This window comes from Pseudarthrobacter sp. L19 (genome assembly GCF_050859435.1).
Lineage (GTDB): Bacteria > Actinomycetota > Actinomycetes > Actinomycetales > Micrococcaceae > Arthrobacter.
The window spans coordinates 1,902,200-1,922,801 of sequence record NZ_CP193935.1 but is presented as its reverse complement, the minus strand read 5'-3'; the positions used below and the strand labels follow the sequence as shown (position 1 = coordinate 1,922,801).

At 63.8% G+C, this 20,602-nt stretch carries 14 protein-coding genes, 2 pseudogenes and 1 other annotated feature; of the genes and pseudogenes, 5 read left to right on the top strand and 11 right to left on the bottom strand.

Annotated features, from left to right (window positions below; all coding sequences use genetic code 11):
• Positions 1-56 precede the first annotated feature (56 nt).
• Positions 57-1,796: an S-layer homology domain-containing protein gene (locus tag ACRQ5B_RS09120; RefSeq protein ID WP_432393391.1), complete on the top strand. Its 1,740-nt coding sequence runs from the start codon at positions 57-59 to the stop codon at positions 1,794-1,796.
• Positions 1,797-1,801: 5 nt separating this feature from the next.
• On the opposite strand, the gene ACRQ5B_RS09115 is transcribed toward ACRQ5B_RS09120, so the two are convergent.
• Both ACRQ5B_RS09115 and ACRQ5B_RS09110 read right to left on the bottom strand, forming a co-directional pair.
• Positions 1,802-2,791, bottom strand: a complete 990-nt coding sequence (locus ACRQ5B_RS09115; RefSeq protein ID WP_432393389.1) for a glycosyltransferase family 2 protein — start codon at positions 2,789-2,791, stop codon at positions 1,802-1,804.
• Entirely contained in the window at positions 2,788-4,308 is a 1,521-nt protein-coding gene (locus ACRQ5B_RS09110) for a polysaccharide pyruvyl transferase family protein (protein ID WP_432393388.1), read from the bottom strand. Before ACRQ5B_RS09110 ends, ACRQ5B_RS09115 begins: the two co-directional genes overlap by 4 nt.
• A 356-nt stretch (positions 4,309-4,664) precedes the next feature.
• Between ACRQ5B_RS09110 and ACRQ5B_RS09105 the strand changes: the two genes are divergently transcribed.
• Both ACRQ5B_RS09105 and ACRQ5B_RS09100 read left to right on the top strand, forming a co-directional pair.
• Positions 4,665-6,068 carry an S-layer homology domain-containing protein gene (locus ACRQ5B_RS09105; RefSeq protein ID WP_432393387.1) on the top strand — a complete coding sequence of 468 codons (1,404 nt, stop codon included), beginning with the start codon at positions 4,665-4,667 and terminating at the stop codon, positions 6,066-6,068.
• Positions 6,069-6,252: 184 nt separating this feature from the next.
• A pseudogene (locus tag ACRQ5B_RS09100) lies at positions 6,253-6,831 on the top strand (S-layer homology domain-containing protein); the annotation flags it as partial.
• A 111-nt stretch (positions 6,832-6,942) separates the two neighbouring features.
• Here ACRQ5B_RS09100 and ACRQ5B_RS09095 read toward each other — a convergent pair.
• Positions 6,943-7,509 (bottom strand): annotated as a pseudogene (locus tag ACRQ5B_RS09095) (S-layer homology domain-containing protein); the annotation flags it as partial.
• A 953-nt stretch (positions 7,510-8,462) separates the two neighbouring features.
• Between ACRQ5B_RS09095 and ACRQ5B_RS09090 the strand changes: the two are divergent.
• Positions 8,463-9,727 (top strand): IS3 family transposase gene (locus ACRQ5B_RS09090; RefSeq protein WP_432393385.1). Its coding sequence is split into 2 segments (ribosomal slippage): positions 8,463-8,736 and positions 8,736-9,727, totalling 1,266 coding nucleotides; the frame shifts between segments, so codons are not numbered across the junction.
• Positions 8,732-8,866: a sequence feature (AL1L pseudoknot), on the top strand. (Overlaps the previous gene by 135 nt.)
• Here ACRQ5B_RS09090 and ACRQ5B_RS09085 read toward each other — a convergent pair.
• The 3 genes from ACRQ5B_RS09085 to ACRQ5B_RS09075 form a co-directional block, all read right to left on the bottom strand.
• Positions 9,724-10,329 (bottom strand): hypothetical protein, encoded by a 606-nt coding sequence (locus tag ACRQ5B_RS09085; RefSeq protein WP_432393383.1) that lies wholly within the window; start codon positions 10,327-10,329, stop codon positions 9,724-9,726. The two genes, ACRQ5B_RS09090 and ACRQ5B_RS09085, sit on opposite strands and share 4 nt — an antisense overlap.
• A 267-nt stretch (positions 10,330-10,596) precedes the next feature.
• On the bottom strand, positions 10,597-11,310 hold the full coding sequence (locus ACRQ5B_RS09080) for a tetratricopeptide repeat protein (protein ID WP_432393381.1): 714 nt from the start codon (positions 11,308-11,310) through the stop codon (positions 10,597-10,599).
• Positions 11,311-11,438: 128 nt separating this feature from the next.
• A complete protein-coding gene (locus tag ACRQ5B_RS09075; RefSeq protein ID WP_432393379.1) occupies positions 11,439-12,425 on the bottom strand; it encodes an O-antigen ligase family protein in 987 nt (328 codons plus the stop codon).
• Between the two features lie 304 nt (positions 12,426-12,729).
• On the opposite strand from ACRQ5B_RS09075, the gene ACRQ5B_RS09070 reads away from it, so the two are divergent.
• Complete coding sequence (locus ACRQ5B_RS09070) at positions 12,730-14,901, top strand: S-layer homology domain-containing protein (RefSeq protein ID WP_432393377.1); 2,172 nt, start codon at positions 12,730-12,732, stop codon at positions 14,899-14,901.
• A 106-nt stretch (positions 14,902-15,007) separates the two neighbouring features.
• Here ACRQ5B_RS09070 and ACRQ5B_RS09065 read toward each other — a convergent pair whose 3' ends face one another.
• From ACRQ5B_RS09065 to ACRQ5B_RS09045, 5 genes are all read right to left on the bottom strand, one after another.
• A complete protein-coding gene (locus ACRQ5B_RS09065; protein ID WP_432393375.1) occupies positions 15,008-15,742 on the bottom strand; it encodes a GAF and ANTAR domain-containing protein in 735 nt (244 codons plus the stop codon).
• 16 nt (positions 15,743-15,758) lie between these two features.
• Positions 15,759-17,138, bottom strand: a complete 1,380-nt coding sequence (locus ACRQ5B_RS09060) for a MinD/ParA family ATP-binding protein (protein ID WP_432393373.1) — start codon at positions 17,136-17,138, stop codon at positions 15,759-15,761.
• A 131-nt stretch (positions 17,139-17,269) separates the two neighbouring features.
• Positions 17,270-17,413 (bottom strand): hypothetical protein, encoded by a 144-nt coding sequence (locus ACRQ5B_RS09055; protein ID WP_432393371.1) that lies wholly within the window; start codon positions 17,411-17,413, stop codon positions 17,270-17,272.
• Positions 17,414-17,903: 490 nt separating this feature from the next.
• Positions 17,904-18,719, bottom strand: coding sequence for an MBL fold metallo-hydrolase (locus tag ACRQ5B_RS09050; protein WP_432393369.1), 816 nt, complete (start codon positions 18,717-18,719; stop codon positions 17,904-17,906).
• 411 nt (positions 18,720-19,130) lie between these two features.
• Positions 19,131-20,600, bottom strand: coding sequence for a dihydrolipoamide acetyltransferase family protein (locus ACRQ5B_RS09045; protein ID WP_432393368.1), 1,470 nt, complete (start codon positions 20,598-20,600; stop codon positions 19,131-19,133).
• Between the last annotated feature and the right edge of the window lie 2 nt (positions 20,601-20,602).

Here is a 20,602-nt window from a genome sequence, read left to right as displayed (position 1 = left end):
GCCACCGGCGAGGACCTGCCAACAATGTCAACTGCTGACCCGACGAAACGGGAACCATGATCACGCGCTTAAAGGCCGCACGGTTTGGCCTCGCCGCTCTTCTTGCCCTCATTCCGTTCTTTGCCGCACCGCCTGTCTTTGCTGCTGATCCAGCCACGGATTCAGAACCGAGTTCCACCGTCCGGACCGTGGAAGGTTCGGCTGCGGATGGAACGGCGGACTCGCAAGCCAGACGGCGCATCGCTGCTGAGGCTGTGGCAGCACAGGCCTGGGAAATTCCCTCAGGGAATGGCAGCATCTCAGGGACAATCACGGTCCCCGGCGCGAGTGCCGCCGACATCAGCCGGCTCAAGATCAGCGCGAACTATTCGTTCTTCGGGAAGTTTCAGGGCGGCTTGATCATCATGGGTGAAGCCGCCGTCACCAGCCCGGACAGCAAAGGCCGGTTTAGTCTGTCAGGTCTTGGCCCCGGGTTCTACAGCCTTGAGTTCCGGGACCCCACAGGCATGATTGCCCACGACGTCGCGTACGGCATGGAGAACATGATCGAAGTCGGTGAAGGGCAGGCATTATCCGGCAAAGACCTGGTGACGACCTTGGCCGGGTGGCTTGCGGGCAAAGTGAGTGTCCCTGCGGGCTATCCACTCGACAAGGTCCGCGTCGCACTCTACCGTGTCAATCGAACCCCGAATGAGTTCAACAGCAGGCTGTGGGAGGAAGACATCCCAGTAGGGACGGACGGCAGCTATCGGATCGGCGGGCTGCCTGCCGGGGCGTGGCTGCCGTTCTTCTCCGCCCCCTCCACCAACCTCATGCCCCTGTACTACAGAGACTCCCCGAGCAGCGCGGCCGCGACCGACGTTTTGCTCAAGGCCGGGCAGACCGCCGCGCTGGACACGGTCGCCCTGTCGAAGGGAGGGGCCATCAGCGGTCGGGTGGTCGGACGGGACGGCAGCCCCGCGGGGGCGGGAATCGACGTTTTGGCAGGCTTTTCGGAGCTTCCCGGCAGCAGCACCACGACCCGGGCCGACGGGACGTTCACACTTGAAGGGCTCGGCACCGGAACCTTCATCCTCAGCGTCATCGACTACACCAACGGGCTGGGGGCAGAGACTTACTCCGGCGACACCATGGACCTGGGTTCCGCGCTGAAGGCTACGTCACGGATCGGGCGGGACACCTACTATGGCGCCATCCGTCTGGGTGGCAGTGCCTCCTTCGCTGACGTCCCCCAGGGAACCCAGTTCTTCTCCGAGATTGGGTGGCTTGCCGGTAAAGGGGTCTCCACGGGCTGGGTCGAGCAGGGCAGGGCGCTCTTCAGGCCGGGACAGCCGGTCAACCGGGACGCAATGGCAGCGTTCATGTACCGTCTTGCCGGCAGCCCGGCGTTTGATCCGCCGGCCGTGTCCCCGTTCGCCGACGTCACCAGAGACACCCAGTTTTATAAGGAGATCACCTGGCTCGCTGCCCAGAAAATCTCCACCGGTTGGAACGAAGGCGGAGGACGTTGGACATACCGGCCCCTGCAACCAGTGAATCGTGACGCTATGGCGGCCTTCATGTACAGGTTCGCCGGAAGCCCGCCGTACACGGCCCCGCCAGCTGTGCTCGCTCCGTTCTCCGATGTGCCTGCGGGAACGCAGTTCTACAAGGAAATTGGCTGGCTTTCAGATAACCGGATTTCGACGGGCTGGGTCAACGGCTGGGACGCACAGTTCAAGCCGACCGCCGAGGTCAAGCGAGACGCCATGGCTGCCTTCATGTACCGGCTGGATCTAGCCTTCGGACGGCGGTGAAGCCGCTACTTCCGACGCAGGCGATCAGCAACCCGCCGGAAACGTCGGCGAACGAGGCTCACAAGGCTGGCATCGCTGACGGCAGCTTCTAACGCCTGGAGTCGCTCTTCGGTGTGCTTGGTTCGCTCCAGAATTTCCCGGAGCAGCCCCTCGGAGTAAGTCTGGCGGTGGTGGAAGTGGCCAATCTCCCCGTCCTGGTGTCTGGTCAGGTACAGCAGACCGCCCAGACCGGTCTCGGAGACATAACTGCGGAGATAACGTTCCCGAACGGCTCGGTCGAAAACGTGGTGGGCCTGGTCCGCGACGATGACGCTGTTACCCAGGTCTCCCGTGGACTCACGGCGCTGGCGCCAGAAAGCGAGCGGTTCCCCGTCGATGAAGCCGATTGAATTGTGCTGCAAGACGCGGAGGAGGAATTCCCAGTCGCCCACGACGTCGAGGGTCTCGTCGAAGTAGCCGACGGCGTCGTGAACCGAGCGCCGGTACAGCAGTGAAATGGGGACACAACGGTTGGACCGCAGCGTGTCGAAGAGTGAGATTGCCCTGATTCCAGGCTCAAAGATCTCACGACTGACTTCCTCTACGCCGCCGTCGACTAACCGTTCGAAGACGATTTCGGTCCGCACGCCGACGCCGGCGTCCTGGGTTGAGCGCAGGTACTCTACGGTCCGCTGCAGGAATTCGGGGTGCCAGGTATCGTCATCGTCGTGGACGGCGATGAACTCTGACGAACTTGCGGCGATGCCGGCGTTCGAGGCCGCTTCCATGCCCTTGCTGGACTCGTGGGTGAGGACGTGAACGCGGCCGGCGAGTTCCTGGCGGTGCCGGTCGATGACGGGATCAACTTCATGCGGATCCCCGCCGTCGTTGACAACCACCAGTGTCCAGTCCTGGAAGCTCTGGCCGATGACGTCACGAACAGCCCTGTCCAAGAGCAGGCTCCGGTTTTTCGTTCGCATGATGATGGCTACGGCCGTCGATGATGCCTCGCTCATTGGCGTACTTTCCCCCTGATGAAATTTCTCACGTTTACAAGTTTTCGGGTCAGCGCGAAGCTTCTGGAGTTCAACCAGCGCTCCAGGTGGTCCTGCGCCGCATCCCGGTCCCGGAGGGCTTGGTCCAGCCGGCCGGAGAGATGCTCCCGCTCGACCTGCAAATCCGTGGCCTCGGCAGACATCGGCAGGAAGATAGCGCCGCTCATGGCCGCCCGCTCGGTCCACGGCCGTCCGAACTCGAAACGGTTTTGCGGCTCCTCGGAAACACGCACTTCCGCGCCCAGTCCTTGGACCCGGGAAGTCTCGCCAGGTGCACCAAGGGTATCGGCAATCGCGTCCCACCATCTGACCGCACCGCTGTGAAGGCGGGGCCGCGCGGCGGCCAAGTGCTCTGCGATCTCTCCCCGGCGCGTCCAGCTTTCGTCGATGGATTCACCGGCCGTGCCGTCAAAGAGAGAGGGCAGCGGCAGCGCCAGCGGACCGAGTCCCCAGTTGCGGAGCGCCCCGTTCAGGCGGACGTAGCTGTAGTTTTCGCACGCGATCGCCACCACCGGGATGCCGGCGTCCAGGGCAAAAATCACCGGGTGGTAGCGGGACGTGATCACCATGGCGGCACCGGCAGTGAGGGCAGCGGTGTCCTCCGCCGACAGGATCGGCAACAAGGTGGCCTTACCGCGCATGGCGGCGGCAACCTCAGCGTGCATCGCTTCGTCGCCGTCCCCCGTTCCCGGCGTGGCCATATGCGGCAGGAACACGACGTGGCATCCGGATTTTGTTGCAGCCTCGTCGAGTAGGGCGGCAACCGCGCCGATGTAGTCACTTCGGTCTGCCGGACCGTAGCCGCCGGAAAACGTCGCCGCGATGTACGGTCCAGCGGGAATGGTACCGGCGAGCTCCTCGCTGACCGAGGCACCTGAGGCGAAGAAGGACGCGTCATCGAGGCAAGGGGTGACGGCGCCGGTACGGGCGCCCGGCAGGCTGCGACCGAGGTCCAGCGAGGACGGCTCCCGGGCGCCCACCAGGGACGCGCTCGCCACGAGCTCCGAGAGCACGTCGCGGTCCCGCCCATGCAGCGCGGGACCGAAGGTCTGTCCCGCCACGACCACGGTCAGGCCGAGCTTTTTCGCAATCAAGGCCGCCGCCGCACGTTCGTAAAGCAACCACCCGTAGAGGGAGTTCATGTTGCCTCCGCCCGCGAGCAGCAGTGCGTCGCAGGTGCCCAGCGCCGATATGAAGGCCCAGGCTGGGTCCTCCGGCGGCAGTGCACCGCGATCGCCGCCGGCAGCGCGAAGCACCATGTCCAGGTAGGCCGAACGCTCCTGAGGCGGCCAAGGGAAGGGAAGTGTCAGAGCAGCATCCCTGCCGAATCGGCGGCGGGAGTCCGCCTCATCCCTGGTCAGCACCAGCACGTCCCGGAGCCCCCGGCCGGCCAATTCCTCGATGCAGGCATGCGTCATCGCCTCATCCCCAACGTGGTACACGGGCTGGCCCACGTCCCCCAAAATCGCGATTCGCATGGGTTCAATTCTGCCGCATCGGGACTGCGGCCATGAACTTGGCCGTGCGCGGCAGCCGGGCAGGACGAAACGCCGCGCGGTGGTGGACGGATGCCGCAACCCGGCGTGGCATACTCTGGGAAGCCGCCCGGGGGCGGCGATCCTTAATTACTTCCCGTTCAGTGAACGGATGATCCGGGGGAAATGTGAATATCGCCATGGTGCGCGCCCACCAGACCACAGGCAGGGCCACTCGGCACCGCTCCACGAAGCTCGGCTCAACGCTCTTAGCGCTGGCGCTAGGCCTTGTGCCCGTCGTCGCTGGGAGCGGACCGGCGTCTGCCGCCCCTGCGGTAAGCGAGGCCACGGTCCAGGGTGTGTCGTTCGCCGACGTCGGTCCCTCCAGCCAATTTGCCACTGAGATCAGCTGGCTCGCGTCCAAAGGAATTTCCACCGGATATTCCGATGGAACTTTCCGGCCGGTCCAGGCCGTCAACCGCGATGCCATGGCTGCGTTCCTGTATCGTCTTGCCGGTTCACCCGACTACGCGGCGCCCGCCCAGTCGCCCTTCACGGACGTGACGCCCTCGACCCAGTTCTACAAAGAAATCACCTGGCTCGCCTCACGGGGAATCACCACCGGCTACCTTGACCGCTCCTACCGCCCCGTTCAGCCCGTAAATCGGGACGCCATGGCAGCGTTCCTATACCGGTTCCAGGCGAATCCACCCTTCACTGCGCCCACGAACTCCCCGTTCCGTGACGTTGGCGCCGGAACGCAGTTCTTTACGGAAATGAGTTGGCTTGCCGCCAAGGGCATTTCCACGGGGTGGGCTGAAGATAGCACCTACCGGCCCCTCCAGGCCGTGAACCGGGATGCCATGGCGGCCTTTATGTACCGGCTGAACACCAAACTGGCGCCCAACGGCCAGCCTGCCTATGGATCCACGGCTCAGCAGGTGCTTGAAACGCTCCCGGTCAAGGGCAGAGCACCTAAGACGGGCTACAGCCGCGATCAGTTCGGGCCGGCTTGGTTCGACGTTGACGGCAACGGATGCGACACCCGCAACGATGTCCTGCGTCAGCAGCTGACGTTCCGCAGTGAGAACGGCTGCCTCGTCGATACCGGGCACCTCGATGACCCCTACACGGGGACCGGGATCGACTTTGTACGGGGTGTCAGCACCAGCACGGCCGTCCAGATCGACCACGTCGTAGCGTTGTCGGATGCGTGGCAGAAGGGAGCCCAGGAGCTTTCCGCCGAGCAGCGGCTGGAGTTCGCCAACGATCCCCTGAATCTCCAGGCCACCGACGGACCTACCAACCAGCAGAAGAGCGACGGCGACGCCGCCACGTGGCTTCCCCCGAACTCCGCCTACCGTTGTGAGTATGTCGCCCGACAGATTTCGGTGAAGGCCGCATATGCTCTCTGGGTCACGCAGGCGGAGCATGATGCGATGGCATCCATCCTCGGCGCGTGCGCAGGTCAGCCCGCGCCCACACGGCAGCCTGCGCCCGTGGCGCTGACCCCCGCACCGGTTCCGCAGCCCTCCCCCGTTCCCGCGCCCCAGCCGGCTCCGGCGCCGGTCCCCGCCCCGGTACCGCAGCCCGGTCCGGTTGTGCCGGGAAACCCGGGTGATGTGGTGAACTGCTCCAGTTTCACCACTTGGCGGGATGCCCAGAACTGGTACAACACCTACTTCCCTTACTACGGCGACGTCGCGAAGCTGGACAGCGATAAGGACGGTACCGTCTGCGAATCGCTGCCGGGTCATCCCTGATTGAGGAATCCCACATATGGCACAGATGAGGGTGGCAATTGCCGCAGTTATTGCTGCCGGAATTCTGACGGTGGCGTCCCCCGCCGGGGCAGCTACGGTGGGGGCGGCATGGGCCACCCCCACCATTGCCGCCGGCTTGGCGGCCCAACCGCGCAACCTACCGTCTGTGACATCGCCCCCTCCGTTTGCCGACGTCCCGTCCGACGCTGCTTTTGCCGCTGAGATCCAGTGGCTTTCGGCACAGGGCATCAGCACCGGCTGGGTGGAACCCGATGGCAGCAGAACCTTTCGGCCGCTAAGCCCGGTTAACCGCGATGCCATGGCCGCCTTCATGTTCAGGTTTGCGGGGGCGCCGGATTTCTCGCCGCCGCCGGTATCCCCGTTGGTCGACGTGCAACCCACGGACATGTTTTTCAAGGCCATCATCTGGATTACCGCCCGACAGATATCCACCGGCTGGGATGAGGGCAATGGGGCCCGGTCCTACCGTCCTGGTCAGCCGGTGAACCGGGACGCCATGGCGGCCTTCATGTACCGTTTGGCGGATCGGCCCGCCTTCTCTCCGCCGGCTGCCTCGCCGTTTTCAGATGTCTCAACCGACAATATTTATTACCACGAGATCACCTGGCTGGCGGCCCAGGGCATTTCCACGGGGTGGGTGGAGGCGGACGGCTCCCGCACGTTCCGGCCGCTCCAGCCGGTCAACAGGGACGCGATGGCGGCGTTCATGTACAGGTTTAGTGCCCGCCCCGTCGGCGGCTGACTCTGCTGGCGCCGGAGCCTGAGGTTCTCCTGGGTCTTTGAGCACAAGGTCGTTGGACAAAAAGGCCCCGGGACGACGGAAGGACGTCCCGGGGCCTTCGCTGGAAGGGCCTTATCTGATTGCCGAATGGTTCAGATTGAAGCGATACATGAACGCGGCCATGGCATCGCGGTTGACCGGCTGAAGAGGCCTGAAGCTTTTGGTGCCATTCCCTTCATCCCAGCCTGTGCTGATTTTTTCAGCTGCCAGCCATCCGATCTCCTTGAAGAACTGGCCTGAGCTACTAACGTCTTGGAATGCTGGCGAGGCCTGGAAATCCGGCTTGCCAGCCAGACGGTAGAGGAAGGCGGCCATGGCATCGCGGTTCACCGGCTGGAGGGGACGGAAGGTGTGGTCCTCGGCCCATCCAGTCGAAATACCCCTGCTGGAAAGCCACGTGATTTCCTTGTAGAACTGGTTGTCCGTTGCCACGTCAGCAAACGGAGACACCGTCGGCGGGGTGAAAGCCGGGCTGCCGGCCAGCCGATACATAAAAGCCGCCATGGCGTCTCGGTTGACCGAGGTCAGGGGTCGGAACGATTTCGCCCCGCCCGGCTCTGTCCATCCAGTTGAAATGCCGACGTTCGCCATCCACATGATCTCGGAACTGAACTGCGTTCCGGCGGCGACGTCTGTGAAGGCCGGTGCAGGCGGCAGGTCAAAGTTCAGGCCGGAGGTCTCCTGAGCGTCCCTCACGGACACCGGCGTGGCCGACTCATACGATGCCGCGTTTTTGTACCAGAGACCGCGGCTGGTTCCAGCCCAGAACGTTAGTTTGTAGGTTCCGGCTGGAAGCGAGGAGAACTTGAATGTCCCGTCTGTCTGGACTCTCCCCCGCCCCCACCATGTTCGGTCCGCGTCGACGCCGTAGATATCAAAGGTGCCGCTGAGGTCTGCACCTTGGGGGCCGACGAGCCGCCCGCTGAGGGATCCAGCCTTAACCATCGTTGTGTCAATCCCGGAAACGGCTTGGCTTGTGGCAACCTTGAAAATTTTCGCGGTGGCCAGGTCGTCGGATCCCCCATACCAGTGAGCTAACGTGACGTTGGAATCGTCGTAGAAGTGCACTCTGTAGTCACCGGCAGGCACACCGGTGAACTTAAAGCTCCCATCGGGACCGAGCCGGACCTGATCAGAGTGTGGTGATGTCGTTTGGTCCGTGCTGGCGAGAGATACCGAGATTTTGGAGGCGTCGGCACCGGTGGGTACCGAGACGCGGCCGCTGACGGTGGCGAATTGCGCCAAGGTGATATTGACCCCGGTTGTGTCCTGTCCCAGCACCACATTGATGGGTGGGGCCGTTTCGAAGGAGTCGGCGCCTCCATTCCACTTTGTGATTACCGTCGTCTGCCACGAATTGCCACCGAATTTGAGCTTATAGGCCCCCGTGGCGAGTCCGGTTACTTCAAATGAGCCGTCCGCATTGGCATTGTTCAGACGATAAGCACTGTCGTAGTCCCCCGGCGTTGATCCCGCCTGAAAAGCCTGTACTGAAAGCTGGGATAGATCTGTTGTTGGGAGGTCGCTTCGGGGCGGCAACGTGAACCGTACCGGGTTTGATGCCGCTTCCTTTTTTGTGAAGGATGGCGATCATGCCCAAGCGATACCCCCAGGACCAGCGTGAGCGTGCCGTGCGGATGGTCCTGGACCACCTCAGTGAGTACGACTCCGTTTTCGCCGCCTGCTCCGCCATCGGACCCAAGCTCAATATCGGCAGGGAGTCCCTGCGCCGGTGGGTTCTCCAGGCCCAGATCGACGCCGACGAACGTCCCGGCGTCACCAGTGCCGAGCAGACCCGGATCAGGGAGCTGGAAAGTGAGAACCGGGAACTGCGGGAGGCCAACGAGATCCTGAAGAAAGCCTCGATTTTCTTCGCGAGGGAGCTCGACCCTCGCCGCCGCAAATAGCCGGATTCATCGACGAAATGCGTGCCGATGGCCACGGGGTCGAGCCGGCCTGCAAGGTCCTGCGTGAGCAGGGCGTGCAGGTCGCCCCGCGGACTTACCGGTCCTGGAAATCCAAAGCACCCGCTGCCCGGACTGTCACGGACGCTGCTATCGTCAACGCGCTGAAAGACACCGCAGAGAAACCCGAGTCCCTGTACGGACGGCGGAAAATGACAGCCTGGCTGCGCAGAGAGGGCCACGAAGTGGCCAGATGTACCGTCGACCGGCTCATGCGGGATGAAGCCATGAACGGCCTCGTCCGGGGCCGGAAACCCAGAGCCGGTGCGCCAGCGAAGGACTCCCAGCGGGCCCCGGATCTGCTGAACAGGGACTTCACCGCGGCCCGGCCGAACGCCGTGTGGGTCACCGACTTCACTTATGTCAGAACGTGGGCCGGCTTTGCGTACGTGGCCTTCGCGATTGATGTCTTCTCCCGGGCGATCGTGGGGTGGCACGGCTCGACGATCAAGGACACGGACATGGTGCTCACCACCTTGAAGATGGCGCTCTGGCGCCGGGATCAGGCCGGAACGCCGGTCCCTGCTGGCATGGTTCATCACAGTGACGCCGGCTCCCAGTACACCTCGATCCGGTTCGGAGAGGCACTGCTGCTTGAAGGCTTGGCGGCTTCCGTCGGCAGCGTCGGCGACGCGTACGACAACGCCCTCGCGGAATCCACGATCGGTCTGTACAAGAACGAACGCGTCCGCAAAGGCAGTCCCTTCATGACAGGCCCGCTAAAGCAGTTGGCGGATGTGGAGAAGGCGACCATGAACTGGGTCCACTGGTACAACACCAAGCGGCTTCACAGCACCTTGTCCATGATCCCGCCCGACGAGTTCGAGCAGAACTACTATGCTCAAATAGACGCCTCATCAGACGACGAGGCCACCAGCAAGAAGACGGCCTAAAACCCGGTACGGTTCAACGTCACCTTGCCGCGAATTTTTCCTCCGCTCTGGAGTACGACGTCGATTCCACGGACATCCTGGCCCGCAGCCAGGGTGATGGTCTTGGCCGCGGCAGCCGAACTAACGCCGTCGTACCATTGATCGGCCGCACCACTGCTTTGACCGTCGAAATGTAGCTTGTAAGAGCCGGCGGGGATGCCAGGAATCCAATACTCGTAGACGTTAGTCCCGTTGCCGCCAAAATTAATGTGTCCGTCCGGGACCTCGACACCCGTTTCAGCCGAAACGACAGCGAAACGGGTGCTCAGGAATTTGTCTCCTGAGCCCGGCGGCACCGTGAGTTGTCCACTGATGCTTGCTCCTCTAGCGAGGGTGGCATTGATCCCGGTAATGGCTTGTCCCGAGGTTACGTTGATTAGTTTCGACGACTCGACAGTTTCGCCTCCGTACCACGTAGTGATGCCTCCGCTGGAGCCTGTTTGGAACTTGACCCGGTAGTTCCCAGCCTTAACGTCAGCGAAACTAAATGCGCCGTCTCCGCTTGGAAGAGCGCTGAGAATATATGCACCCAAGTCGGCGTCGTATAGTTCGATAGTGGACACTGCCGCGTTGACCCCGGGGGCGCCCAGCACCTTACCGCTGATACTTCCGCTTCCTGTCCCTGCGCTAGCTGAAACGGGAATGACAACGATCAGCAGCAGTGACGTCAACAAGGCCACGAGAGTTGAAACGAACCGCCTCCGGCGATCCGGTAATCCAGACATAGAATTCCCCCAAATCGAGATGTCCGCCCCATGCGGACAAACTGATAATAGGTCACCTTGAGGCGCTGCCGAATTTCTGCGAAGAAAGAGGCTCCGGCGCCGCTACTAACCGTCGAGTCGGCGGATTTCCTGCTGCAAAGCGGCCGCTTTGTCAGGCATCCCGCCGGCGGCATAGAGCCCAGTGAGCAATGTCAGAGCTCTCTTAGGCTGGGGAGTCAACGAACTGGACCGCTGAACGTCGACGATAGCCTCCGGGATTAGCCCGAGGTTCGCTTTCGCCAAACCGCGCAACAGATACAATTCGGAGGTCCACGGCGCGCGTCTAATCTGTTCGTCCAGGGCGGGAACGGCGTCCTCGGCACCACCGGACCCGATCATACCGATGGCAAGGGCCGAGGCCGCTTCTACCGACTCAGGGGTCTTCCCCATAGCGCGGTTCGCCCACGAAACTGCTGCTTCTCCTGCCATGCGGTCGCCTGTCACGGTTCTCTCAGCAAAGGCCTGGGCGGCCAGGCGGGGCACGTCGGAGTCCCACGGTCTCAGCGCGACAGCCCGCTGGAATGCGCGTTCGGCGGCAGCCGTTTGGCCTCGACCTGCAGCTTCATAACCGGACTTCAGCGGCAGCTCGGCCGCGGCTCCGAAAGCCACGAACGCCGCCGCGACCAAGGCCGCCACGCATGCCGCAGCGGTTCCGGCCGGGCGCCACCACTCCCGTGAAACCTGCGCAATCCCTCGGGTTTTGGCGCCCGTCGTCGTAAGGAGCGCTCCCGCCATGACACAAATCGCGGCCAAAGTGCCGGCTGAAGGGAAATGCGTCATGAAAACCATCCCCGCGGCTACGCAAGCCGCGAGCGACCCGGTCAGAAAGTCTCGAGGCGGACCAGCGTCCTGTCTTTTGACAGTTCTCACACCGTAATACAGCACACAGCCTGCGACGGCCGAAAAGGTCAACAGAAGGGGAAGCCCCCTGCCGCCAACAACTCGAGTGGCAGCATATGCGGGCTATCGGCCGGAAACTCGGTGCCCACTTGTCGCGCAAAAGAGTCGGATTGGTACCGGGGGAAAAGGTCTACAAAAAGCCCGGGCCCGACTCCCAGGACGAGGTGGTCAGTAATCAATTTCATCGACTGCTGCCACAGCAGCCATCGTCCACTGACGGTTTGAGCGGAGAACAGCCGGTGTGCAGTCGCGGGCACGGCGAAAACAACGACGACGCAGGCCCCCAGAAAGCCGAGCACGGCCGCTGCGGTAGCTCCGAGCCGCCGGATGCGGAATGACGCATAAAGTGTTTGGGCGGCCAGAATCAGGAGGGCAATAACCAGCGCAATGATAACGGCCCGCGAACCCGAACAAATGCTGCTCAGTGCCCCTGCGGCCGCTCCGAGGTTCATGAGCCAGTTCTTCGGGCGGATTGCCAAAGGTAACAAGGAAACGCAGCCCACCAAGGCTACAATCCCGAGATCGGTAGCGTTGCCCAGGGTGGCTCCGGGGCGGACGTCAACTGCCCCACCCAACGGACGAGCACCTAGGGCCTCTGACAATGCGAGCGGGGCCAGAGCGATCATGACCACAGACGTTCCTCGCGCCCACAGCAGTCGGGCGTCAGCGCCGCCGGCTCCGCCAAACACCCTGGCCCCACCAGCAACGAGGCCCGCATAAACCGTGGACAACAGTAGACCGTCATAGCGAGGCCATCGCCCCACAATGCCGAGCAAGGGGTTTCCGGAGAACAACGCCGCAACGAGAATGGCTGCCAAGACTCCGCCCAACAGCCATTTTGCTCTAAGCGACAGCGCTCCAGACGACGGGACGATTAGCGCCGCAGCCACAGCAAGACTCATCAGGAGGATTTTGGGAAGCTCAAACCGGTATAGACCGGAAGGTATCATCACCAGCGGCACGGCCAAAGTAAGTAAAACGAACGCCGCAGCCATCACTTGGCCTCTCGGAGCGCATTTTGCAATGACCGGCTTCTTAGGCACCACGAATCAACTTTCTTCCATGATTGGTGACGGAATGCGAGCTGTCCGCGAGTCCGGGAATCCAGGGCGTGGGCGACAGGCCCAGTACATCCCAAATCCAACATAATACTAGGTCAGGAAATCGACAGACGAGCACCCCGACCCATATACTTCGCAGGCTGGGGCGGATTCTGCCCCGGGTAACTTTGCGTATGGGGGAAATTTGAAAACAATGAGGGGGCCCGGAAAACTGGGCACCGCACTTGTGGCTCTTACAGTGAGCCTGGCGGCTTTGACCGTCGCGCCGCCGGCAATGGCAGCCGGAACGGCAAGTATCAGTGGAGTAGTAACCGTCCCCGCGGGGGCCGATCCGACAAATGTACTGGTTCAGGCTGTGGTACCTCCTGGTAGCCCGCTAACAGGCCCCACACCGGAAGCGAAGGTCGACTCCTCCGGCAAGTATATTTTGTCCGGCCTGGAGGCAGGGAGCTATAAGCTGCATTTCACCTACTGTTCTGAATGCTCCATGTTGAATTACGGGGTCAAGAGCGGTCCGGAGGTCGCAGCGATCTGGTCGGGCAATGGTGATAGCTTCGACCAAGGCACCCTAACAACCGTTACCGCCGGCCAGACCGTCACTGACGTTTCGGTCAATATGAACCTCGGTGCCACGATTTCCGGGAAAATCAGCTTCCCGGCCGACGTTGATCCGACCACCATCTCAGTAAACGCAACGACAACGACAACGTATTACAATTCTTACGGCTCTACCCGTCTTCTCAAGGACGGCACGTACAGCATCCCCGCTCTCCCATCCGGACAGTACCGGATCAGTTACACGTCCTTTGCGGCGAAGCCCGACATTGTTCGAGGTTTTTACGGCGGTCAAACTGAATCGTCGGCCACGACGGTTGACGTTCCGCGTCTAGGTAAAGTCACGGGCATTAATATGACGGCTCGCGCGGCCGGCTTCATCACTGGCACGGTTTCCGTCCCCACAGGCATGAGCCCGGCGGAGGTTACAGTCTCCGTATTTGCAGCAGGCGGTGATTATCGCAATTCCCTGGTTAATGCGTGGCCGAAAGACGATGGCACCTTTAGCATCGACGGACTAGCCGCAGGATCCTACAAACTACAATTCAACGGATCCTGGCTGAACATTCCCACGCTGTGGCTTGGTGCCGACTCGGCGGAAGCTTCGCAAACGGTAGCTGTCACAGAGGGGCATACGACGTCGGGGATCAACCAAGCCATGGAACGTGGTTCTACCATCAGCGGCAAGGTCAGCCTCCCGAAAGGAACTGCCCCCGTCGTGGCCGGCGGCGCATCGCTGCTTCGCGCAGACGGCTCGATTGTAAACATCAAGCCACTAGATGCGTCGGGCGGCTTTTCGTTTGCAGGGCTCCATTCGGGCAGTTACACGGTCGAGTTCAACCGCACCAGCGGCTACACCACGAACCTCGAGGCTCAGTTCTTCAAGGACGTCCCAGAATCCGCCGGAGCGGCGGCCGCAACCAAAGTCACCGTAGCGGCCGGCGAGACGAAGTCCGACTTGACCGCCAGCGCTCAGCTCGGAGGAACCTTAACCGGCACATTGGTAGATGCTGGCGGTAAGCCCATGGCCGCCCGCATTCGGGCCTACACCACGGACGGAAGCCTCGTCACTCGAGGTACTTCCTCTGCTCCGGACGGTACCTTCAAAATCACTGGCCTCACGACCGGCGAGTACTCCTTAACCGCTCTCGACGTCCAAAATGGTCAGCTCGTGGAAGCACCTGCGATAAAGGTGAAGACGACTGTTGGTCAGAACACGGACGTGGGAATGCTTAATTTCGGAGGCGCTCCGACTCCCACACCCACTCCGACTGCACCGGTGTTCAAGGACGTAGCCCCAGGCGCGCAGTTCTCTTCGGAGATCAGCTGGCTGGCCAGCCGCGGCATCAGCACAGGATGGGATGAGGGGAACGGAAACACCAGTTACCGCCCGCTGACTCCGGTGAACCGCGACGCTATGGCAGCATTCATGTATCGGCTGGCGAACAAGCCCGCCTTCACCGCACCGCCGGTCTCCCCGTTTGAGGACATGACCACCAGCACTCAGTTCTACAAGGAAGTCACTTGGCTGGCTGACCGGAAGATCAGCACCGGATGGACCAATGGAACCGTCAGTTCCTACCGCCCGGTGTCGTCAGTGAACCGCGATGCCATGGCCGCCTTCCTTTACCGCCTGGCTGGCAAGCCTGACTTCACGCCCCCGGCCACGTCACCGTTTACGGACGTGGCAACGGACAACCAGTTCTACAAAGAGATCACGTGGCTCGCCGCCCAGAAGATCTCGACGGGCTGGGACGAAGGGAACGGAAAAGCAACGTACCGTCCCCTTCAGTCAGTCAACCGTGACGCAATGGCCGCTTTCATGTTCAGGTGGAACAGCAAGTACGGCAATTAGCCCATCCGGTTCAATGTAGTTCTGAGGCCGGCCCGGTCAATCCGGGCCGGCCTCACCCTTGTCCCGCGCCAAGCGGCGGCCCAGGGCACACCCACGCAGAGGGGCCCTAGCCGTCGAAGTGGGTGTGGACCTCGTCGGAGGTGACGCTGCCGAGGATGTCCGCGGCGACCACGCGCAGTTTCTGGTTTCGGTTGCTGGAAACGCTGGTGAGGATCCGCATCGCCTCGTCCTGGGAGCAGCGGTTCTGCGCCATCACCACGCCGCAGGCCAGGTCGATGGTGGTGCGGTGCTCCATGGCGGCCTGCAGGTCCTCGGCCCGCCCCTGGGCGGTGCCGATCCGGACGGCCAGCCGCAGCGCCCGACCGGCAATGTCGGCCAACCCGGCGGCCTCGGAGACCACCTCGGTGGTGAAGACGCCCGTGGCGGGGGCGAAGAAGTTCAGAGCGGCGGTGGAGTCATCGCCGATTTCGAGCGGGACGCCCAGGCTGCTGCGGCAGCCGTGGGCCGCCAGCTGCTTCTGGTACGCCGGCCAGCGCGGGTCCGTCTCCACGTCGGCCAGCAGGATGACCTTCTTGGTCCGCAGCGCCTCAATGCAGGGTCCGTCGCCCAGGCTTTGCTCGATCTGGTCGAGGGCGACGGCGGTGCTGCTGGAGCCGGCCACGGTCATGGTTTTCCGGCGCCGCTGCAGCGTGACGCCGCATTCGATGTCGGTGCCGGCGAAATGTGTCAGTGTCGACGCGGCGAATTCCGAGAGGCCGTCCAGGAAGTCCTCGACGGTTTCGGTTCCTGCAACAAGCTCCTGCAGGTGTGCGGTGGCGTCGTCCCCGACGTAGTTGCTCATGGCCTAAATGTAGCGGCTAAACGTACCCGTCCACGATTGCGGCCGCAATCTCCCGGTACGCACGGCGGGTCTCGGGGCGCAGCGCGTCCAGGGTGACCAGGTCGCCGTCGGCCACGCCGCGGTCGTGCGGCACCGCGATCAGCTTCCGGCAGATGCCGGAGAGGTGGTCCTCGATGGCGTCCTTGTCCACGCGGGAGGACACCTCGTCCTTGTCCGTGATGACCACGACGGCGTTGCGCGCCAGGTCCTCGTAGCCGTGGTCAGCCAGCCAGTGAAGGGTGCTGCGGGCACGCTTGGCGCCAGAAACCGCGTAGCCGGCGGCGATGATGAGGTTATCCGCGGACTGCAGGATCCCGCTCATGGCGTTGTGGGTGACCCCGGTGCCGCAGTCGGTGAGGGCCACGGAGTAATAGCCGGAGATCAGCTTGCGGATCCGCAGGTATTCCTCGGCGGTGAGCGAATCCGAAACTTCCGGGTCCTGCTCGCCGGCGATCAGGTGCAACCGGCCGGCGTGGTGCATGTAGCGGGCCAGGGCGGTCAGCGAATCGATCGAGTCGACGTTGCGCAGCAGGTCGCTGATGGTCCGCGGGGTCTGCTGCTGGTAGATCCCTTCACCCAGTGCACGCTCCACCAGATCGCCGGAGTCCGGGTTGGCATCGATGGCACACGGCGGATCGCCCCGGTACTCGGCCAGGGTCAGCCCCACGCCCACGGTGGTGGAAGTCTTGCCGATGCCGCCCTTGAGGCTCAGCACTGCGGTGTTGTAGCTTCCCTGCAGCTGGCGGGAGATGCGACGGGCCAGCTCGTCCTCCTCGCGCTGCTTGGCGCTGGGGCCCAGGTTCAAGCTGCCACCGGTGAGCTTGTAGAGCGCACCGCGCAGGCCGCCGACAGGCCGGGGCTTCTGTTCGCGGACGAACAGTCCCGGGGAGCTGATGAAGTCCGGGGCGGGCGAGTCCGAGGCCGCCCGGAGACCGGAGCGGGTGGCGCGGGAAGGCTGCGGGGGCACGGCTCCGCGGGTGGGTTCGGTGCCGGCGTCGCTCACGGACGACGACGGCGGGCCGTCCGGCTGGCGTGGCGCGGTGGGCCTGGCGGCGGGCTGCTCTGGGGTCTCCTGCCGGGCCGCCGGGACCTCGCTGCTGGGGGCCTGCTGGATGACCGGGGTGGTACCGGTCGCGGGGTTGCCGAATCGTTCGTCGGCCGCTTCGGCAGCCTGGGCCCAGGAACTGCTGCGCACGGGGGCGGGGCGGGGCGGGGCATCGTCGGAGCCGTTGTTGGCCTCGATCACGGGGATGGTTCCGGTCCAGTCTGAACCGTCCCGCCGCCGGTCGCGGCGGCGCGGAAGTTCGGGCAGGTCTGCATCCGCGGCGGCCGCGTCCTGGTGTGCCGGTTCGGGCATGTTTGTTCCCCTTGGCTTCACAGCGCGGAACGCTGCAACGCTCGTCTGAATAGATCCAAACAGCCAGTCTAGGCGTTACCGCGTCGCGGGCGCGCCAAAAAGCGCCCTGACATGCCGTTTTGTCGTGGTGATCAGCGCTGCAGCGCCATGAGGACCACCACAAGGGTGATCACCGCGAGGGCCCCCAGCCCGGCGTAGGCAAGGACTTGGAGGCGCCGACGCCGGAATTCGCGCTTGGCGTCGTGTGAATAAAAGTTCCCGCTACTCATCCCCATGCGGTTGACCCTAGTGCACGGACCGCAAAAAAGGCAAGTCATGCGTTTATTTCTTTCGGGGCTGCCTGCGCCTAACGCTGTCGCCGGGCGCGAAAGGGCGCATTTAGCGGGACAGGGCCATCCAGACGACGACGCCGGCCGCGACGGCCAGGATTCCCAGCAGGACGTAGGCCTTCCAGCGGGCCTTGGTGCGGTGCGGATTGATATCGATGTACGGCATGCGCGAGTGACTCCAGTTTGCTCAGGGGGCCGCGGCGCTTTTCAGCATTGACGGAGTCACCGTGGGGGGAGATGAGACCTGCGGAAAGTGCGCTGCGAATGGTGGCCGCCGGTGAATCCCCATTCTGCGGGCGAGCCAGGGTGGGAACGGCGGCGGGAAACCCTTGCCGGACCCGTACCGAGGGTACTCAGGGCCTTCGGCCCTGTCCAATCACACGGGCCCGGCCAACGGCGTTCTCTAAGGGTCCGCCGCGGACCAGCCCTCAAGCGCCTAGTGGTGGGCGCGGGTCTCCTGCAGGCGGTTGATGAACCAGCGGGACTGCTCCGGACCGTAAGGGAGGATGGGGATGGCCTTGGTGGCGTCGTTTGGCGCTTCCCGGGTTGCCTGGGTGGCCTGCCGGACGGCGGTGGTCATGGTGTTTGCCATGGTTTTGACGAACTGGTCGCTGCATGGTTCGCCGTGGCCGGGGATCAGGAATTCGTAGCGGTGCCGCAGCGCGGAGAGGTGCCGGAGGGCGTCGGCCCATTCCTCCGGGTAGGAGTCTTCGAAGGAGGGGTGCGCGCCCTGCTCCACGAGGTCGCCGGCGTAGAGCGTGCTGCCTGTGCCCACCAGGAGGTCCCCGTCGGTGTGGCCGCGGCCCAGGTAAAAGAGGGTGACGGAGACGCCGCCCAGGTCCACCAGGACGGGTTGGTCCTTGACGATCGCGTTCGGAACCACCAGTTCCACGGCTTCGCCCTGTCCGGCCGCCATGTCAGGCTCGTCTTTGGCCACCAGGGGGCGCTGGGCGTCCCCGTTATCCTCGATCTCGGCTGCGCAGTTCTCGTGTGCCCAGAACTCCGTGACGCCGTCGTTGGCGAACACCGCGTTGCCGTAAAAGTGGTCGTAGTGGGCGTGGGTGTTGACCACCACCAGCGGCAGCTGGGTCTTTTGCCGGACGGCGTCGAGGATCTCGCGGCCCTGCCGCGGCCCTCCCCCGGTGTCAATCACCATGGCCCGCTCGGAACCCACCACTAAGCCCGTGTTGAGCTTGGATCCTTCGGTGGTCAACACGTAGTTGCCCGGGCCTGCTTCAAGCCATCGTGACATGAAATCTCCGTATCCCGGCCCTCCGCCGGCATGGTTGGTTCGATGTTCAGGTCTCGATTGTAGCCGCGCCGCCCGGACACACTCTGGAAGCCGAGGGATGCAATCCGCGGGCCGACGGATGGGGTCTAGTTCGCGTGGGCTAGGGCGAGATATACGACCAAAAAGGTGGCACTCGCCAGCATGGCCAGGCCGATAAGCTGTACCTGCCGCCAGGCACGCTGCCGCGAGATCCGCTGCATCTCACGAAGATGGGTGTTATAGCCAGAGTGCATCTGCTCTCCCCAGTTCGGTCCCAATACCGTCGGGATCGGAGGGAAACCTTCGCCCCGTCCACTCAGCTTGACCGGTGGACAGAAGGGGAAAAACAGTAGCGATTACTCGCTTTCCTCGCAGTGGCTACTTACCCTCGCATCAGAGATCCGCCAGCACGGACCCCGGGTTCTCGATCGCATCGGCGACGTAGCGCAGGAAACCGCCGGCGGTGCCGCCGTCGCAGACGCGGTGGTCGAAGGTGAGCGTGAGCTCGGTGACCTTGCGGACCGCGAGCTCCCCGTTGACCACCCACGGCTTGTCGATGATCCGGCCGACCCCGAGGATGCCCACCTCGGGGTGGTTGATGATCGCGGCGGAGCCGTCCACGCCGAAGACGCCGTAGTTGTTCAGCGTGAAGGTGCCTCTGCCCAGTTCCGCGGGGGTGGCCTTGCCCTCGCGAACGACGGCGGTGAGCCGGCGGATCTCGGCGTCCAGTTCGCGGGCGCTGAGCTTGTCGGCGTTCCGGACGGACGGGACCATCAGGCCGCGGTCCGTCTGCGCGGCGAACCCGAGGTTGACGCCGTCGAACGCCACGATCTCCTGGCCGGTTCCGCCGTCGGCGTCGCCAGTGGTGACGATCCGGGTGTTCAGCTCCGGGTATTTCCTGAGGCCGGCGGTGACAAACCGGGCGATGAAGGCGAGCAGGCCCGGGGTGTGATGCGGGTCGGACTTCTTGAGGCCGGCGCGCAGCTCGACCAGCGCGGTGGCGTCCACATCCACCCAGACGGTGGCCTCGGGGATTTCCGAGCGGCTGCGGCTCATGTTCGCGGCGACGGCCTTGCGCACGCCGCGCACCGGGGTCCGGCCGGTGATGCCGAGCCCGGTCCGCGAATCGGTGCCGCCGGCGGAGGAAGGTTCCGGTGCGGAGGCCGCTGCAGGCTGCGGTGCGGTCACGGCCTGCGAGGCGGCCGGCTCAGGCTTGATGGCCGCCTCGACGTCGCGCCGCATGATCATCCCGCTGGTCCCGGAACCTTGGAGTCCCCCCAAATCAACCCCATGGTCCCGGGCCATCCGCCGCACCAGCGGGGAAATCACTGCCCCCAGCTTCCCCGGCACCCGGGTCCGCATGAGGATCAGCTCATCGGCGGCCTTCTCGGCCTCCGACACCTGGACGGCCCCGGCATCGGCCCCGGAGGCCCGCTTAGGAGCCCGCGTCCGCCGGGCCACCCCATGCCCGCCCGGAGTCCCGTACCCAATGAGCACGTTCCCAGACCCGGCCTTCTCCTCCTCGCGGTAAGTCTCAGCCGCTTCAGCCGCCGGCGAGGACGGTGCCGCAGCTGGGGCACCCCCAGCCGATGGCGACGCAGAAGTAGACTCCGCAGCACCCACTGGAGTCACGGAAATCAGCGGCTTCCCGACGTCGAGCGTCTGGCCGGGCTCGCCGTGCAGCACGGCGACGGTGCCGGCGTACGGCGAGGGGACCTCGACCATGGACTTGGCGGTCTCCACCTCGGCGATGGGTTGGTCGACGCGGATTTCGTCACCGACGGCGACCAGCCAGTTGACCAGTTCGGCTTCGGTGAGGCCTTCGCCGAGGTCGGGCAGGAGAAATACTTTCGGTTCGCTCATGG

Bases quoted from the DNA above. Each gene is read 5' to 3' on its own strand.
- ACRQ5B_RS09120 (WP_432393391.1), top strand. From the start codon at position 57: ATGATCACGCGCTTAAAGGCCGCACGGTTTGGCCTCGCCGCTCTTCTT.
- ACRQ5B_RS09115 (WP_432393389.1), bottom strand. From the start codon at position 2,791: ATGAGCGAGGCATCATCGACGGCCGTAGCCATCATCATGCGAACGAAA.
- ACRQ5B_RS09110 (WP_432393388.1), bottom strand. From the start codon at position 4,308: ATGCGAATCGCGATTTTGGGGGACGTGGGCCAGCCCGTGTACCACGTT.
- ACRQ5B_RS09080 (WP_432393381.1), bottom strand. From the start codon at position 11,310: ATGACGCATTTCCCTTCAGCCGGCACTTTGGCCGCGATTTGTGTCATG.
- ACRQ5B_RS09075 (WP_432393379.1), bottom strand. From the start codon at position 12,425: ATGGCTGCGGCGTTCGTTTTACTTACTTTGGCCGTGCCGCTGGTGATG.
- ACRQ5B_RS09065 (WP_432393375.1), bottom strand. From the start codon at position 15,742: ATGAGCAACTACGTCGGGGACGACGCCACCGCACACCTGCAGGAGCTT.
- ACRQ5B_RS09060 (WP_432393373.1), bottom strand. From the start codon at position 17,138: ATGCCCGAACCGGCACACCAGGACGCGGCCGCCGCGGATGCAGACCTG.
- ACRQ5B_RS09055 (WP_432393371.1), bottom strand. From the start codon at position 17,413: ATGGGGATGAGTAGCGGGAACTTTTATTCACACGACGCCAAGCGCGAA.
- ACRQ5B_RS09050 (WP_432393369.1), bottom strand. From the start codon at position 18,719: ATGTCACGATGGCTTGAAGCAGGCCCGGGCAACTACGTGTTGACCACC.
- ACRQ5B_RS09045 (WP_432393368.1), bottom strand. From the start codon at position 20,600: ATGAGCGAACCGAAAGTATTTCTCCTGCCCGACCTCGGCGAAGGCCTC.